Raw genomic sequence first — 16,565 nt, forward strand, 5'->3', positions numbered from 1 at the left:
GACAGACGTTCAATTGCGGGGGGCGGCTCATGCTTCCTTGACCTCTTTGATTTCCTTGACCATTTCGAGGGTAGGCAACTGGGCCGCCTTGGGCAGATGGGCCACCTTGCTGGCGCGATTGGCGAGTTCGTTGAAGACATGGTCGCGCGGCCCGAAGAGATCTTGCTGACCCCTGTTGAGCACCAGTATCTTGTCTACCTTGTCCAAAATGTTGGCGCGGTGCGCTATCAGAATAACGGTTGTGTTCGTCGCCTTGGCCACGCCGAGAGCGGCAATCAATGCCTCCTCGCCCTCCCTGTCGAGGTTGGAATTGGGTTCGTCGAGGATAAGCAGCGTGGGGGCGCCGTAGAGTGCCCGCGCCAGCCCGATGCGCTGGCGCTGTCCGCCCGACAGTATCGCACCCGCTTCGCCGATCTCGGTCCCGTATGCCTTCGGCAGTCCTTTGATCAGCTCGTGGACTCCCGCCAACTGCGCGGCCTCGACCACCTTGTTGAAGACCGCCGGATTGAGAGTCGCGAAGCGGCAAATATTTTCGGACACGGTGCCGGCGAAGAGTTCGATGTCCTGCGGCAGATAGCCGACATGACGGCCACGGTCCTCCGCCGCCCATTGGGCAACATCCGTTCCGTCCAGCAAGGCGCGCCCCGCGGACGGGCGCCAGGCGCCGGCGAGTATGCGCGCCAGGCTCGTCTTGCCGGCCCCGCTCGGGCCGATCAACGCCATCGCTTCACCGGGCTCCAGGCGGAAGTTGATGCCTTTCAGGATATGCTCGCCACCCTGTCGGGCAAGCACAAGGTTCTCGGCCTCGAACCTGCCTTTCGGTCGTGGTAGCGGCAGGGCCGGTGTGGCCTCCCGGTGCTGTCCGGCCACAGCGGTGAGACGCCGGTAGGCGGCACGCGCCCCAACCGTCGCCTTCCAGGTGCCGATGGCTTGCTCGACCGGCGACAATGCGCGGCCCATCAGGATCGAGGCGGAGATCATGATGCCTGGCGAGGCCTCGTTGCGAAGGACCAGATAGGCGCCAAGGCCGAGTATGGCCATTTGCAGGGCCAGCCGGTGACAACGCGCGATGGCCGCGATAACGCCGCCACGGTTGGCGGCAAGAACCTGTCCTCTGTTTGCCTCGTCCTGCTGTGCCTTCCAGCCCTCCATCAGTGGCTTTAGCATACCCATCGCCTGGACGACCTCGGCGTTGCGGATCGCCGCCTCGGCCTGCACATAGGCCCGCGACTGCGCATTTGCAGCCTCGGTCAATGGTTTGCGTGTGACGTATTCGTTGAGCAACGCCAACGCAAAGAGGACAATCCCGCCGCACAGCGCCAACCAGCCCAGCCAGGGGTGCATGACGAATATGGCGGCGAAAAACAACGGTGCCCAAGGCGCGTCTAGAATCGGGAAGATGCTCGGGCTGGTGAAGAAATTCCGCACTTGATCCAGGTCGCGCAGCGGACGGGCGTTGGCATGACCGGGCGCCGAGGCGGCGTATTCCACCGATGCAGTCAGCAGAACCGGTCCCAGCCGCGCATTCATCCAGGAACCGACCTTGGCCAGAAGACGCCCGCGCACCACCTCCAGCCCAGCCATCGTCGCGAGTGCGCCGGCCGCCATCAGCGACAGCATCACCAGCGTTTCCAGGCTGTGGCTAGACAACACGCGGTGGTAAACCTGGAGCATGTAAAGCGCCCCGGTCAGCATCAGCACGTTGATGCCGCCGCTGAACCAGATCAGCGGCCGGATGGCGCGTCTTGCCTCTTTCATCACCACCTGCAGGGCAGGGGGCTGTTGCTTGGTTTTCATCGTTATTTCTCTGGTGTGCGGAATGACATCCCGTGCGAGGGATTGCAGGGGGCAGCAGCAGCTGCCCCCACTGGTCAAGTGTCAGGCGACGTCGACAAGTATGTGCGACTGCTCGGGCAGAATCGGGGTCAGGTCCCCGTCCGCGTCCGCCACATTGAAGGCGAAGTCGAGGCTGGCATCGACAGTCCCACTGGTCTGCTGCACAAACCCGATGTCCACGATCTTCAGAACATCGTTATCGGTCGTGTCCCAAGCCGATAGACCAGAGGTGGCATTGCTGTCACCGCCCGCTCCGATGGCTCCATTCAGGTTTATGGCGTCACCCGTCAGCCCATTGGCGCTCTGCATGATCTGCACGCCCTGTATCTGGAACGTCTCGGTGCCATCATTGTAGTCGTTGCTCTCCAAGATCAGGAGGGCATCGTTGTTATCGAGCGTGAACTCGGTGTTGTATGGGAAGGGGACATTGGCGTTGCCCTTGATCAGGTCCGAATTCTCTACATTGACCGCCCTTGTGATCTCATTGCCGTTGGCATCTTTGAGATCGAGGATCAGGACCAGGTCCTCGCTGTTGCCGATGCCGTCGAACTTGATGACGACGCCACTGGCGCTCGCGGTCGGGTCAAGCTGCTCAGTACCACCATTGGGCGCCTTCGGGTTCACATCGCCCAAAATGTTCTCGTCGAAGAACCGCAAGGTCAGAGCTTCACCCTTCTGGATTGTGTCGCCGGCGACCCCGTTCGTCGCCTGGGTTGCAGACACCCAGTCTTCGTGGACGTTGGTGATCATATCGTGGGTGGCACCGGCGTTGTTGAACGTGGTGTCACCGATCGCCGCTCCGTCGCCGGTCGAGTTGAAGCCGAACTTGATGGAGTTGGTTGTCGAGTTTGCGGTGAACTGCACGAAGAACGGATTCGGATCCCCGTCAGGCGTCAGTTGCTCGGCGACGATCAGCGGGTGTCCTGTGTTGCCGATGGGCGCCTTGGCCAACAACTCATTGGTGTGCAGCACGTCGAAGCTGAAGCCTTCGAGCGGGTCGGCCAGGGTGATGGTATAAGTGCCGTCATCCTTGTTGAAGAGGAGGGTGCCGTCCGCGGTGCCGGTCTGGACGTCATCCGCTGGGTCCTTGTCATAGGTGAAGGTGAAGTTGAACGTCGCCAAATGAGAGTCCTCTGACGCGAGCGTGACGTTCGAGGTGATGAGATTGCCTCCGCCTCCGCCGGTGATCGTGCCGGTGAGTGCAATTTGGACGCCATCAAGCGGGTCGCCATTGCTATCGACAAAGTCAGAGTGCGTGGCGTCGTAGTACAAATCCGGGCGAGCATCCGCCCCGATGTCGTAGCCGAAAGCACCGGAAGCCGTTGCGCCGGCCGCGTTGGCCAGGGTTTCGTGGGTACCATCGCTACCACCACCGGATGCATCACCGTCGAACGGCACCGTGATCGTCGGAGCATCGTCCTTGAAGATGAGGCTAGTGCCAATGTTGACAGTGTCGTCGTCTTGATCGCCGTCACCGTCGGTGATGGTCGCCGTCAAAGTGACGAGATCATCGGACGCCAACGTCGTTGCCTGATCCGGTCCGCTGTCGGGCGAGTGTATGACAGAACGCGCCTGATCGAGTGTCACAAGGCCGGCGGCGCTGACGCTGACCGTGAACACGAGGTCGCCGGTGCCGGCGGTGCGGCCTTCCACGGCACCGGCGCCATTGACCGAGAGGAGGACCGCCTCACCGGTTAAGGTGTCGGTTAGGCCGCTATCGTTGGTGACCTGGTTGATGTCAAGCACATAGCTGATGGCGTCGCCATCGGCACCGGCATTCGAGGTGAACGCCGCCGAGAAGCTCGCGCTATTGTCACCCAAGCTGGACTCGTCGACCGTGATCGTCGGCTCTGTGCCATCGGCCGTGATGCTCGGGCCGTCGTCCTTGAAGATCAGATGGTCACCGATTTCCAGCGGCGCGGCGGCAGTATCACCATCGCCATCCGTGATGGTCGCCATCAGGACAATGATGCCGGCTGCCAGCGATACGCTCTCATCGGCGCTGGTATGATCCGAGTGAACAACCGAGCGGGACTGGTCGAGAGTCACGACACCGGTGGCGGCATCCACGCTGACGCGGAATACTTCGTCGCCATTACCGTTTTCACCGATGACGACACCGCCGACGACTGACAGCGTGACCGGGGTACTGGTCAGCGTGTCGACGAGGCCGCTGTCAACGTTGCCGATGCTAAGTGCGTAGGCAACGTCATCGCCGTCTGCACCGGGAACGGGTGCGAAGTTACCGGCGAAGCTGTGCGAGTCGTTTCCGGCAAAATTGGATTCGTCTACCGTGAGGTCCGGCACAATACCCGTTGTCGAAATGCTAGGCCCGTCGTCATCGAAGTTGATGAAGGAGCCGACCTCTTCGTTATAGGCGTTGGCTACGTTGCCAGCAAAGTGGACTTCCTTGACATCGAAATAGTCTTTCTCGGTGTCGATATTCTTGATGGTGAAGCGATCAAAGGTTCCGCCAACCCCACCCGCGGTCGTGAAATCGACCGTCACGCCCTCGCCGACATCCTGTAGGATCGCTCCAGTGCCGGTGAGATCGACCGTGATGCCGAGTTGTGCGGCAGTCATCGTGACGCCGTTCAGTTTGAACGTCACGCCGGTGATATTGATCTCCGTACCGAGGGCATCACCGGGGAACGCAGCGCCCTCTTCGTTGCCGGCTTCATTATAGGCGTGGATCTCGATGTCGGCCTTGGTGTTGGTCGGCGTGGACTGTGAAATCGAGAAACCCGCGCTGGAGACGGTCTCGATGTGGGTGCCGTAGTCTGGCGCGGTGGGCGTATTGGTAAAGTTCTTACCCGCGCTCTGGGTGCCGCCATTGATCAGGTCGATCTGAAGGTCACGGCCAAAGCGCACGTCTTGAGATGAGACACCCAGGCCTTGCGTGCTGACGTTGACTTCAGCTTGCACGCCATTGTCGTGCGCCGTGACGAGAATCTTCTGCGTGCTCGCAACATCGGCGTCCAGGATATACCACTTGTTGTGTCCAGGAGGGGCGTCACCAAGCTGGCTGAAATTGAGCACGGAGGTTCCCGTGACCGAGGCATACACCTTGCCGCTCAGATCGATTAGATCGACGTCCGCCTTGTCAGGATCCGGATTCATCAACGCCACGTACTGGACCAGGTACAGGTCCGCATTGGTATTGCTCGTGCTGACCAGCCCAAACGAGAAGGCGAGCGGGCCGTTCGCAGCAGGTGCGATACTGGCAGAGGTACCGATAACGCCGATCACGACGTTTGGATGCGTTTGGTCCTGGAACAGCCAGACATATTTGCCGTCAACTGTCTGAATGCCGCTGTACACGCCAACGGTGGTGGAAAATGGAGTTCCCGAGTCGTTCTGCGTGAGAACGACCGAGGTGATGGTTTCCCCTGAGGTCGCCGAGGCCTCCACGAAGTTGGCCTGGAAGGCGACCTGCGGTGAAGCCAGCCCGCCCGCGTCGTCGAGACCCAGGAGATATTGCACCGTGGTATTGGTGTCGTACGGCGGAATGGCCGGGTTAATATCATCGTCCGTAAAACCGATGGTCTCGTCGATGATGATGTCTTGAGCTACGATGTCGAGTGCCATGGAGATTCTCCTTGGTTCAAAATGCTTTCTGGAAAAGGGATGCAGCCCCCAAACGCCGAAGATGCACCTACCCCAGTGCATCCGGTCGCATACTGAAATGCGCCCCTCCAACTTCATTGTGCCGCCGGCGCAGAGGGCGCGTCCATTCCCGCTTGGATAGTATTGCGGTCAATGTCCGCGCCTGATCGAACGATATATATCCTTCAATAGATCAGGCTGGCGGGCGCTGCGGGAGGTCGCGTAGGCACGAGCCGGATGCCGTCAGACGGCTCTCCGGCCGTTGCCGTGCGTACAATGTCGGTGCGAGTGGAGAGTGTTCAGAGCAGGCCGGTTCGGCCCGTTCCTGGACGCCCGGCGCCTTTTCCGTGCGTCATCCAGGCAAGTTCCGCCCGGCCGCCGAGGTGCAGCTTCTCGTAGACGTGATGCAGGTGCATCTTCACCGTGCCTTCGGATAAATGCAGCCGCTGCGCGATGGTCTTGTTGCGCAACCCGCGCGAGACGAGATCGGCGATTTCGGTCTCCCGCCCGGTCAGCCTGGACATTGGCTGCGGCTGCGATCCGGGCATCAGCAGCTGCTGGACGATCTTGTTGTCGATCCACTTCTTGCCTGTTGCCACCGCATTCACGCATTCGATGAGAAAGCGGTGGCTGATGCCGTCCAGAAACAGGCCGTCGACGTCGAGCGTCTGTATCTCCTTGACATCGAGCCTGCCGGTTGGCTGCACGATGAAGATGATGCCGAGAGCGCTGTTGCCGGCCTTCAGCCGTGAGGAGAGACCTGATGTTTGCTGGTCCGCGAGATCCACGCCCACGATGACGATATCAGGCTGATGGCGCTCCACATGAGCGAGAACGTCCACAGGGCGGCGGCACTGGGCGACAACATCGTGTCCAGCCTTCTGCAAAACCCATTCCAGACCGGCGAGATATACCCCTCGCGGGTCCGCCACGACCAACGTCGACATGCGAACACCGTCCGTAACAAACGCAACGAACTTGGTTAAGTACCCGTTAATCAGGAAATCAGAGCCTGGATCGATTGTCAAGAAATAGCTAATATACATATTGCTATAATAACGACCCGCTTCTGCCAGGCGGCCCGGCGCCGTGAAAGGCCAACCTATGATATGCCTGTCACTTCAAGGTTCTAACGTCCCTTGCCGCGCGGCCCAGTCGTACGGGTACAGGCAGTAAAAATAGCCGGTGCGTTCGGTTGCGATGTATTTCAGATGCGTGCCATTGGGCAGCCAGACGATGTCGCCAGGGCGGCATTCGTGGCGGCCGTCATCCAGTTCGATCGTCAGCGTGCCTTCATGGATGAACAGCACCTCGTCATAGGTCACGGTCCAGTCGATCGAGGCGTTCTCCAGATACTCGATGCCACCGCCCATGGTCCGGCTGATCTCGGCATTGATGACGCGCGCGATCGACGACGTTCCGGTCGGCGTGACTGATGGCTTCAGAGTCAACTCGCTGTGCTTGAAAATCTTGGCCTTGGACATTGTCATCCTTTCTTTGCGCGAAGATTGGCTTTGGAAGGAGTGACGCCGGACGGAGCCAGCCCGGCGAGCCATCTCGTCACCGGATCCAGCTTGCGTCCGGCATGTTCGAGATCGTCGCGCCGACGCACCGCGCCACGGACGAAATGCGCACCGACGAAGCGAAAGGGTTCGGGCGGGAAACCGCGCGCCACCGGACGCACCAGCGCCGAATGCGTCAGTTCCGATTCGCCGTCAGTCAGCAGGCCGGTGAGGATCTCGCCGCCGATATAAGCCATTGTCGTGCCATTGCCGGAAAAGCCGTAGCCGTAAACGACATCGCGGTTAGCGGGCAAAGCGCCGAACAGCGGCACGCCGCTGACCGTCCGGTCGATCGGGCCGTTCCACGATGTCTCGAGCGGGAAATCGGCGAGCGCCGGGTGGCCATCCCGCAGCGCACGACGCATTTCGGCGACCCGTGGCGACAGGCCATGGAAACGCTGGTCGACGATGCCGCCGAAGCCAATGACGCCACCGCTGACGCCGACGGACAGCCGACCATCGCGCGTCGGAGACCAACCGCCAACGAAGACGCGGGAATCGATCATCAGCGGCGCCCGGCGGTAGCCGACCTTGTCGAGAAGGTCTGGAATGGGCTGTGACATGGCGTCGTCGCTGGAGATGTTGAAGATCGCAGGGGCCAGTTCCGGAATCGCGCCGGACCAGGCATTCATGGCAAGCACGACCTTGCCGCAGGACACAGTTCCTTTCGCCGTTTCCACCGTGAGCTTGCCACGTCGTGAAAACCGCTTCATCGGCGACTTTTCATAGATCCGAACGCCGCGGTTCAGCGCTGCACGACGCAGGCCGCGCACCAGGAACCCTGGATGCACAGTTGCCGACGAAGCGTCGAACGCACCGCCAAGGTGGCTCGTCGTACCGGCCATTGCCGCGATCTCAGGGCGCGAAACTCGCCGCGCCGGGGCGTAGCCATGCGCTGCCAGCTTGTTTAACGCGTCGTCCCAGGCGCCAAGCTGTGCTTCGCACGTAGCGCCCCAAATCCAGCCGACGCGATCGAACCAGGCGTCGATTGCCTCGGCCTTGCAGAAAGCCTCGATGCCGCCGATCGCGGCTTCGGATGCCTTGATGATCGAAAGCGCGTCGTTTCCGTCGCGTAGCGCGGCAAGCGCGCTGTATTTGGTCCATGCCGAAAGCACCATTCCGGAATTGCGGCCGCTCGGGCCACCACCACAAATGTCGCGCTCTACAATGACAACATCGAAGCCTGGATTGTGCTGCTTGAGGCGAATGGCGGTCCACAGTCCGAGATACCCGCCGCCAACGATGCAGATGTCGGCCTGCGTTGTCTCTTGGAGCGGAGGCGCAAGGTCCGGGTCCTCGGGCAATGCCTGCCGCAGCCAATGGCTCCGCCAGCGGATGTCTTTTTCCGGCAACTGCATCACGATGCGCCTGCCGCGGACAGGCGGCGCTCCACCAGCCTGACCCAAAGACTGGCGCCCATCGGCAGGATAGCGTCGTTAAAATCGTAATTGGTGTCGTGCGCGGCGGCCTGGTGCGCGTCGTCCGCCTGGCCAAGCAAGAAATAGCAGCCCGGCCGCTGTTCCAACATGTAGCAGAAATCTTCAGAACCCATCTCGGGAGGCGGATCGACGACGAGACGTTCCGAGCCCATCACCTCGTTCGCAATCGCGATCATCGCGTCGGCTTGCGCCGGAGTGTTGATCGTCGGCGCGAAGGGCGTTTCGTAGCGAATATCGACGCTGGCGCCAAAAGCTTCAGCCTCGTTTTTCGCGATGCGGCGGATTGCCGTCTCCAGCGTCTTTTGAACCTGATGGTCGAAGGTGCGCACGGTGCCGGTCAGAAACGCCGCATCGGGGATGGTGTTGAAGGCTTCGCCGGCGCGCAGGCAGCCAACGGTGACGATTGCCGGAGAGTGCACATCGGTCAGGCGTCCGGGCAGGGCTTCTATCGCCAGCAGGATGCGCGCGGCGCTGGGAAGTGGATTGATCGCAAGATGCGGCATCGCCGCATGGCCGCCCCTTCCATGCACGACGATCTCGAAGCGATCGGCCGCCGCTGCCACCGTCTCATGGTGGACGGCGATCTCGCCCAGCGGCCGTTCGCAATTGTGCAGCGCGTAGACTTCATCGCAGGGGAAACGCTCGAAAAGGCCCTCATTCAGCATGGCGAGTGCCCCACCTCGGCCCTCCTCGGCCGGCTGGAAAATGAAATGCACGGTGCCGGCGAAGTCGGGCGAGCGGGCAAGCGCCGAGGCTGCGCCGAGCAGCATCGTCGTGTGACCGTCATGGCCGCAGCCATGCATCCTCCCGGGAATGCGGGACGCATGCGGCAGCGGCCGCGCCTCGGTCATCGGCAGGGCGTCCATGTCGGCTCGGATGCCAAGCCCGCGACCAGCGCCGAGCCTGCCCCTGAGCGTACCCACGACGCCTGTCCGACCGACGCCTTCGATCGTCTCGATGCCCCACGAGCGCAGTTTGTCCGCCACGAAACGCGCCGTCTCGAACTCTTCGAAGCCGAGTTCTGGATTGGCATGCAGATGCCGCCGCCAGGCCGTCATCTCTGTCTCCAACTGCTGCACCGATGGAACCAGTCTCATGCCGATGCCCTTGCGCGGAGAGTTTGCGAGCGGCTCTGAAGGATGGCGATGACACCAAGCAGGGTCGCCGAGAAGGCGATCAGCAGCACAGCGACGGCCGCGATAGCAGGGCTGATGGACTCGCGAACCCCGGAGAATATCATGCGAGGCAAGGTTCGCTCCGCGCCTGTCGAGAGGAAACTTGCGACGACGACTTCGTCGAAAGAGATGATGAAGGCGATGATGGCCCCTGTAATGACGCCCGGCGCTATCAGCGGCAGCACTACCTTGAAGAATGTGCGCATGGTGCCGGCGCCGAGCGATGCCGCCGCGCGAACCAATGTCCGGTCGAAGGTCGAAAGGCTGGCGACGACAGTCGTCAGCATCACAGGCACGGCCATCGCCGTATGCACCAGAATGATCGATAGCTTGTTACCGACGAGTCCCAGTGTGGCGAAGAATGAAAAGGCCGCGACGCCGACGATGACAACCGGCGTCACCAAGGGCGCGGCGATGACCGCGTAGAGGATCCGTTTGCCGGCAAAATTGCCCCAGGCGAGTCCGATCGCCGCAGGTATGCCGAGCAGCAACGCCAGAACCGTGGTGGATATCCCGATGACGATCGAGTTCCACAGCGCGTTCGGCCAACGCTGGTCGACCCACAGTTCGGCATACCAGCGCAGCGACCAGCCCGGCGTCGGAAATGCCAGCGAATTGCTCGAGGTCAGCGACATAGGGATCACGATCAGCAGGGGTAGGATGATGAACGCCAGCAACGTCGCCGCATAGGCATACATCAGCCACTTCCGGAAGCGGTCGGCGCTCATGCGACATGCGCCTTGCGGCGGAAGAGGACGGACGCCGTCCAGAACAGCAACGCAAACAGGACGAGGATCATCAGCAGTTGCAGCGAAAGCGCTGCACCCATGCCCCAGTTCAGTGTGCTGTTCGTGTAGAAAGCTATGTAGCTGGAGATCATCTGGTCGGTCGGCCCGCCGACAAGCGTCGGGGTGATGTAATAGCCGAGAGCGAAGACAAAAACGATCGCCCCGCCAGACAGGATTCCTGGCAGGATCAACGGCAACTGCACGCGGCGCCATGCCGTGAGCCACGGCGCACCCAGCGAAAGTGCCGCGCGCATGTAGGTGGTCGGAACCCGCCGCATGACAGCGACGACGGAGAGCACCATCATGGGCAGCAGAACCTGAACCATCGCCAAATAGAGCGAAAAGCGTGTGTAAATGAGATTGAGCGGCTCGCTGACGATGCCGAGGCCAAGCAGCGTGGAATTCACGGGTCCGTTCTTCTGCAGCACGATAATCCAGATGACGGTGCGCACCAGCAGCGATGTCCAGAGCGGAAACAGGATCAGCGCGAACATGAGCTTCGACCAGGCCGGCGGCGCGCTGACAATTGCCTGCGCCAGCGGCACGGCGAGCACCGCGCAGATGACGGTCACCACGATGCTGATCCAGATCGTGCGCAGCAGCGCGTCGACGAAGATGGCGCGGTCGGCGGAAACGGCTTCGATCGAATTGTCCGCGCCTCGCTTCAGGTCCAGGCTCGCAAGCAGATAATAGTCCGTTCGCGCGCTTTGTTGACGCGCGATGACCTGCCAGAGATCGATGTCTTTCCAGCCGGCCTGTTTGGAGAGCACCTCGTCGCGCACGGGACGCATAGTCAGCTTGCCGTCGGCCGCATCCTTTGCCGTCTTGATGACGAGGAAACGGCTGCCGACGACGCGCTGGTTCACGAGTTGCGCCAGGACGCCTTCCTTCCCGGCGCGCCGCGCGTCGGCCAGGTCCTCGACGAGTGCTGCAAAGACGGGTTCGCCAGGCAGGCCGCTATCTGCTTTCCAGCCCGCCAGAGCGGCAATTGTACGCGGCAGGTTGTTCGAGAAATCCGAGTTGTCGACGGCCAGAGCGAGGAAGCGCGCCACCGGCCACAGAAACAGAATGACGACGAACAGGATAAGCGGGGCCGTCAACAGGGCGAGCATGCCGCCCCGTTGACGCCGCTTCATAGCCGGCTTTGCCCCGACCAACATGCCTAGGTTACTTCGCGAGCCAGGCCTTGAAGCGTTCTTCCAGTGCTTCCTTGTGCTCGGTCCAGAAGTCGTTGTCATAGGAGGCGCCGTACTGAAGGTGCTCCGGCGACGTCGGCAGGTTGGCCTTCCAATTCGCGGGAATGAGGTCGGCGGCTTCCTTGCGGCCGGTGCCATAGGCATAGAGTTTCGAGAAGCCGGCCTGGTTTTCAGGGATGGAGAACCACTTGAGGAGATCCAGCCCGGCCTGCTGGTGCGGCGCGCCCTTCACCACCGCCCAGTAGTCGGTGCCATAGAAGAAGCCAGCGTCCCATGCGATCGTATAGGGTTTCTTCTCGTTGATGGCTTCGTTGGTGATGCGCGCATTGAACCCGTCGCTGAGAGCCACTTCACCACTGTCGAGGTTCTGGATGCCCTGCGTCGTTGTGGACCACCAGACGACGTGCGCCTTGATCTTGTCGAGCATGGCGAAAGCCCGGTCGACGCCTTCCGGCGTGCCCAGCACCTTGTACATGTCCTCGCGCTTAACGCCGTCGGCCATCAGCGCGTTTTCCAGCGTGAACTGCGCCTGCTGGTAGAGGCCGCGCTTTCCCGGAAATTTCTCGACGTTCCAAAAATCCGCCCAGCTCTTCGGCGCGGCGTCGCCCTTGTAGACATCTGTGTTATAGGCAAGGACCGTGGCCCAGGTATCAGACGCGACGCCGCATTCGTGCAGGGTGCCCGGCAAATAATTGGCCGCGTCGCCTGTGATTTCTGGCGTCAGCGGAACGAACAGGCCTTCGGCGCAGCCGACTTCCATGGCGGGCGCTTCGACCGAGACGACGTCATAAGTGATGTTGCCCGCCTGCACCTGGGCACGCACCTTGGCGACCTCGCCGCCCCATTCTTCCATGACGATCGGAACGCCCGTCTTTTCGGTGTACTTGTCCCAGACCCCATCCTTGTAGGCCTTATCCCATGTACCACCCCAGCCGACCACTGTGACGGGTTCGGCCGCGGACACGGCAAAAGTCGAGGTCGCGAGGCAGATCGCGGCGGCAGATACGGTTTGCAGATAAGTCCTCATTGCAGTTCCCCTTTCTTTTTCGTTGTATATTTGATCAAATTTCAAGCGCAAAATTGGTTGATTAGCAACAGGAATTTGCGATACGGTGCAAAAAAGTGAAAAAGCCAAAGGGATTTGATCGAATGCTGCAAGGCACCAGAGACGTACGCGCCAATGTCAGTCTCGCTGCTGTTCTGGACGAGGCCCGACAGCGTTTCGCTGACGCCAACCCGAACAGCCTGGCGCGGCAGAACGAGGCCGCGGCATCGTTGCCGGGCGGCAATACGAGGGCTGTTCTATGGTATCCGCCATTCCCCGTATCGTTTGTTTCCGGCGAAGGCTGCAGGGTGACCGATCTGGACGGGCACATCTATGTCGACCTGGTCTCGGAATACAGTGCCGGTTTTTACGGTCATTCCGACAAGGCGATTTCGGCGGCCCTGGTGAACGTCATAGAGGGCGGCATCATGCTGGGTGCGCCCAACCGCTACGAAGCGCGCCTGGCTGCCGCGGTGGTTGACCGCTTTCCGGCCATCGAGCGCGTTCGCTTTTGCAATTCCGGCACTGAAGCCAACATCATGGCTATTTCGGCGGCTCGCGCCATCACGCAGCGCTCGAAGATACTCGCATTCCGCGAGGGCTACCACGGTGGTGTACTCACCTTTGCGCATGGCGGCTCGCCACTCAATCTACCGTTCCCCTTTGTCTTCGCCGACTACAACGATAGTGCAGGCGCCGTGGCGCTCATAAAGGAACAGGGCGACGAGCTTGCCGCGGTGATCGTCGAGCCGATGATGGGCGGCGGCGGCTGCATCCCGGCGACGCGTGAATTCCTGGAAGCGCTGCGCGCGGCGACGAAGGAGACCGGCGCGCTGCTGATTTTCGACGAGGTCATGACTTCGCGCCTCGACTACCGCGCGCTCCATGGGGCGCATGGGATTTTTCCCGATTTCGTGACGCTCGGCAAGTATATCGGCGGCGGCGCTAGTTTTGGCGCATTCGGTGGACGCGCCGACCTCGTCGATCGCTTCGATCCGGCTTTGCCCGGTGCGTTCTCGCATGGTGGGACGTTCAACAACAATATTCTCAGCATGGCTGCTGGCTTCACCGGTCTGACCCAGGTGCTGACGCAAGAGGCGAGCCGCGCGGTCAATGCGCGCGGCGACCGCCTGCGCGAAGCGATGAACGTCTCCCTTGAAAGGCATGACGTCGAGGGCATCGTCATAGGGCGAGGGTCGTTGATGAACCTGCATTTCGTCAGGGGGCCGGTGGACACGCCGGCGCGGCTCGACGACGCCGATCCATCGGTGATTGCGCTTTGGCATATCGAAATGCTGTTGCGAGGGTACTACGTGACGCCGCGCGGCATGCTGGCGTTGTCACTGCCATTTGGCGACGCCGAACTCGACGGCTTCGCCGGCGCATTCGACGATTTCCTGTCGAGCAACCTCAAAATACTGCCGCGCCGGACAAACTGATGCTTGATCGCAAGGATGCCAGTGCCGGCTCAGCCGCGCAAAAGACAGCTCATGTTCGTGTCCATACGGGCTTGAAGGAAGCACTGATGAACGGTGACTTCCTGCCCGGCCAAAGACTGGTCGTGCGACAGCTTGCCGAACAGTACCGGACCAGCGCCATGCCGGTGCGCGAGGCCTTGCGGCAACTCGTCAGCGACGAGGCGATGTTCGACCACCCAAATCGGGGCGTCATCGTCCCCGAGGCCACGGTGGCGCGTATTTCGGATCTGGTGCGTGTGCGCTGCAGCGTCGAAGGAACGGCGGCCGAGTGGGCCGCGACGACCATCACGCCCGAAGAACTCGATGAATTGGCGAAGCTGAACGGGCTGATGCGCGTATGCGTCGAGAGCAATGTCATGGCTAGCTATCTCGGCTTGAACAGGCGCTTCCATTTCACGATGTACCATGCCGCGCGGTCACCTCTCATCCAGCAAATCATCGAGAAATTGTGGCTGCAAGCAGGACCGTTCTTGAACATCGTCCGCTCGGACGTGACCTACGGCCTGGGCCTGGACCATCACGACGAAATGCTCGCGGCGCTGCGTCGCGCCGATGGCGCCGCTGCGCGCAAGGCGCTGGTGGCCGATCTGCGCGAGGCCGCCGACATCATTCTTCGCGCCGCCGCGGCGGCTGAGGCTCAGCCTGCGCGCAAACGCCCGGCTTCGGCACGCCGTGATCCCAAGGCGCAGGCGCGGTGATGGGCGGATCCCCGCGTGGCCCGGTTCATGTCGAGTTTCGTGGCGTCAGCAAGCGCTACGGGCAGACGGTCCAGGCGGTGCGTCAGCTCGACCTGGAAATCATGCGCGGCGAATTCCTGACGCTGCTGGGGCCTTCCGGGTCTGGCAAGACGACTGCGTTGATGATGCTTGCGGGATTCGAAGATACGACCGAGGGCGAAATCCTCATTGACGGTCAGCGCATCGACAACGTTCCCGCCAATCGTCGCGGCATCGGCATGGTGTTCCAGAACTACGCGCTTTTCCCGCACATGACGGTCGCCGAAAACCTGGCTTTCCCGCTCGAGGTCCGCAAACTTGGCCGCGACGAGGTGACGCGACGTGTCAGGAACGTTCTCGACATGGTCCAGTTGCCCGAATTCGGCAACCGGCGTCCGGCGCAGCTTTCGGGTGGGCAGCAACAACGCGTCGCGGTTGCCCGCGCCCTGATCTTCGAACCAAATCTTGTGCTGATGGACGAACCGCTCGGCGCCCTCGACAAGCAATTGCGCGAGCAGATGCAGTTCGAAATCAAGGATATCCATGCCCGGCTTGGCGTCACGTTCGTTTATGTGACACACGACCAGACCGAGGCGCTGACCATGTCGGACCGGGTCGCGGTGTTCAGCGCCGGCCGCATCGAGCAGCTTTCGACACCACGCGAACTGTATGAGCGTCCGACGGGCAGCTTTGTGGCGAGCTTCATCGGCGAGAACAACCGCATGTCCGGCACCGTGCTTGCCGGCGGTGAAAACGGTGGCGTGGCCGTCCATCTCGACGATGGCGATCTGGTGTTGAACGCCATTTCCCCTGGCGCGACGCCCCCTGCGGGCGCCAGGGTGACGCTGTCGATCAGGCCCGAGCGCATGTCCTTATTGCACGATGGCTCCACCGCCCTCAACGTGATTGCGGCAACCGTCGTTCAGTCCGTTTATGTCGGGGATCACATCCGGCTCGTCGCTGTGACGGCGGGCGGCCTGAAATTCATTGTCAAGCTTGCGGCATCGTCGTCTCGGTCCGAACTCAATGCGGGCGAGGCGGTTCGATTGGGCTGTGGTCGTGAGGATTGCCTCGCGCTCGATAGATAACAACAAAAGGCAGACAAGGGAGAGTTCAACCATGAAGAAATCGCCGAAAGTCGTCATCACCTGTGCGGTCACCGGCTCGATCCACACGCCGACGATGAGCCCGTATCTGCCGATAACGCCGTCCGAGATCGTCGACGCCGCCGTCGGAGCAGCCGAAGCCGGAGCGTCGGTGATCCATCTGCATGCCCGCGATCCGGAGACCGGCAAGCCTACCCCTGATCCAAAGTTGTTTATGGATTTCCTGCCGCGCATCAAGCAGCAGACCAACGCCGTGATGAACATTTCCACCGGCGGCGGGCTGAAGATGACCCTCGAAGAGCGCCTTGAAGCCGCGCACGCTTCGAAGCCGGAACTCTGCTCGCTCAATATGGGATCTATGAATTTCGCCCTGCACCACATCGCGCCGAAATACACCGACTGGAAGTACGACTGGGAGAAGGGCTACCTGGAAGACACAAAGAAGGGCATCGTCTCCAACACGTTCGAGCAGATCGAGCGTATCATCGTCGAAGTCGGCCAGGCTTATGGCACGAAATTCGAGTTCGAGTGCTACGATGTCAGTCACCTCTACACGCTTGCGCACTTTCTAGACCGCAAGCTGCTGAAGCCGCCGCTTTTCGTCCAGACGATCTTCGG

13 protein-coding genes are annotated in these 16,565 nt (G+C 61.3%); 4 read left to right on the top strand and 9 right to left on the bottom strand.

All coding sequences use genetic code 11. From position 1 onward, the window contains the following. Positions 1 to 27 precede the first annotated feature (27 nt). The 9 genes from EOA19_RS33595 to EOA19_RS33635 form a co-directional block, all read right to left on the bottom strand. The gene (locus tag EOA19_RS33595) at positions 28 to 1,797 is read right to left on the bottom strand and encodes a type I secretion system permease/ATPase (protein ID WP_128306016.1); all 1,770 of its coding nucleotides are present in this window, start codon (positions 1,795 to 1,797) and stop codon (positions 28 to 30) included. 81 nt (positions 1,798 to 1,878) lie between these two features. Then, entirely contained in the window at positions 1,879 to 5,424 is a 3,546-nt protein-coding gene (locus EOA19_RS33600) for a DUF5801 repeats-in-toxin domain-containing protein (RefSeq protein ID WP_128306006.1), read from the bottom strand. 317 nt (positions 5,425 to 5,741) lie between these two features. After that, complete coding sequence (locus EOA19_RS33605; RefSeq protein ID WP_245486445.1) at positions 5,742 to 6,470, bottom strand: response regulator transcription factor; 729 nt, start codon at positions 6,468 to 6,470, stop codon at positions 5,742 to 5,744. 93 nt (positions 6,471 to 6,563) lie between these two features. Continuing rightward, positions 6,564 to 6,926: an AraC family ligand binding domain-containing protein gene (locus EOA19_RS33610; RefSeq protein WP_164893115.1), complete on the bottom strand. Its 363-nt coding sequence runs from the start codon at positions 6,924 to 6,926 to the stop codon at positions 6,564 to 6,566. Positions 6,927 to 6,928: 2 nt separating this feature from the next. After that, positions 6,929 to 8,362 carry an FAD-binding oxidoreductase gene (locus EOA19_RS33615; protein ID WP_128306008.1) on the bottom strand — a complete coding sequence of 478 codons (1,434 nt, stop codon included), beginning with the start codon at positions 8,360 to 8,362 and terminating at the stop codon, positions 6,929 to 6,931. After that, the gene (locus EOA19_RS33620) at positions 8,362 to 9,540 is read right to left on the bottom strand and encodes an amidohydrolase (RefSeq protein WP_128306009.1); all 1,179 of its coding nucleotides are present in this window, start codon (positions 9,538 to 9,540) and stop codon (positions 8,362 to 8,364) included. The genes EOA19_RS33615 and EOA19_RS33620 overlap by 1 nt, the downstream gene beginning before the upstream one ends. After that, positions 9,537 to 10,346 carry an ABC transporter permease gene (locus EOA19_RS33625; RefSeq protein ID WP_128306010.1) on the bottom strand — a complete coding sequence of 270 codons (810 nt, stop codon included), beginning with the start codon at positions 10,344 to 10,346 and terminating at the stop codon, positions 9,537 to 9,539. The genes EOA19_RS33620 and EOA19_RS33625 overlap by 4 nt, the downstream gene beginning before the upstream one ends. Beyond that, complete coding sequence (locus EOA19_RS33630) at positions 10,343 to 11,542, bottom strand: ABC transporter permease (RefSeq protein WP_164893116.1); 1,200 nt, start codon at positions 11,540 to 11,542, stop codon at positions 10,343 to 10,345. The genes EOA19_RS33625 and EOA19_RS33630 overlap by 4 nt, the downstream gene beginning before the upstream one ends. A 31-nt stretch (positions 11,543 to 11,573) precedes the next feature. Beyond that, complete coding sequence (locus tag EOA19_RS33635; RefSeq protein WP_128306012.1) at positions 11,574 to 12,737, bottom strand: ABC transporter substrate-binding protein; 1,164 nt, start codon at positions 12,735 to 12,737, stop codon at positions 11,574 to 11,576. A 14-nt stretch (positions 12,738 to 12,751) separates the two neighbouring features. On the opposite strand from EOA19_RS33635, the gene EOA19_RS33640 reads away from it, so the two are divergent. The 4 genes from EOA19_RS33640 to EOA19_RS33655 all read left to right on the top strand — a co-directional run. After that, the gene (locus EOA19_RS33640) at positions 12,752 to 14,086 is read left to right on the top strand and encodes an aminotransferase class III-fold pyridoxal phosphate-dependent enzyme (RefSeq protein ID WP_128306013.1); all 1,335 of its coding nucleotides are present in this window, start codon (positions 12,752 to 12,754) and stop codon (positions 14,084 to 14,086) included. Beyond that, the gene (locus EOA19_RS33645; RefSeq protein WP_128306014.1) at positions 14,086 to 14,823 is read left to right on the top strand and encodes a GntR family transcriptional regulator; all 738 of its coding nucleotides are present in this window, start codon (positions 14,086 to 14,088) and stop codon (positions 14,821 to 14,823) included. The genes EOA19_RS33640 and EOA19_RS33645 overlap by 1 nt, the downstream gene beginning before the upstream one ends. Next, positions 14,823 to 15,929: an ABC transporter ATP-binding protein gene (locus EOA19_RS33650; RefSeq protein WP_128306015.1), complete on the top strand. Its 1,107-nt coding sequence runs from the start codon at positions 14,823 to 14,825 to the stop codon at positions 15,927 to 15,929. The genes EOA19_RS33645 and EOA19_RS33650 overlap by 1 nt, the downstream gene beginning before the upstream one ends. 31 nt (positions 15,930 to 15,960) lie before the next feature. Continuing rightward, positions 15,961 to 16,565, top strand: a 605-nt coding sequence (locus EOA19_RS33655) for a 3-keto-5-aminohexanoate cleavage protein (protein ID WP_164893117.1), incomplete at its 3' end; no start/stop codon positions are given.

The organism is Mesorhizobium sp. M7A.F.Ca.US.010.02.1.1, from assembly GCF_004023085.1.
In the GTDB taxonomy this organism is placed as follows: Bacteria; Pseudomonadota; Alphaproteobacteria; order Rhizobiales; family Rhizobiaceae; genus Mesorhizobium.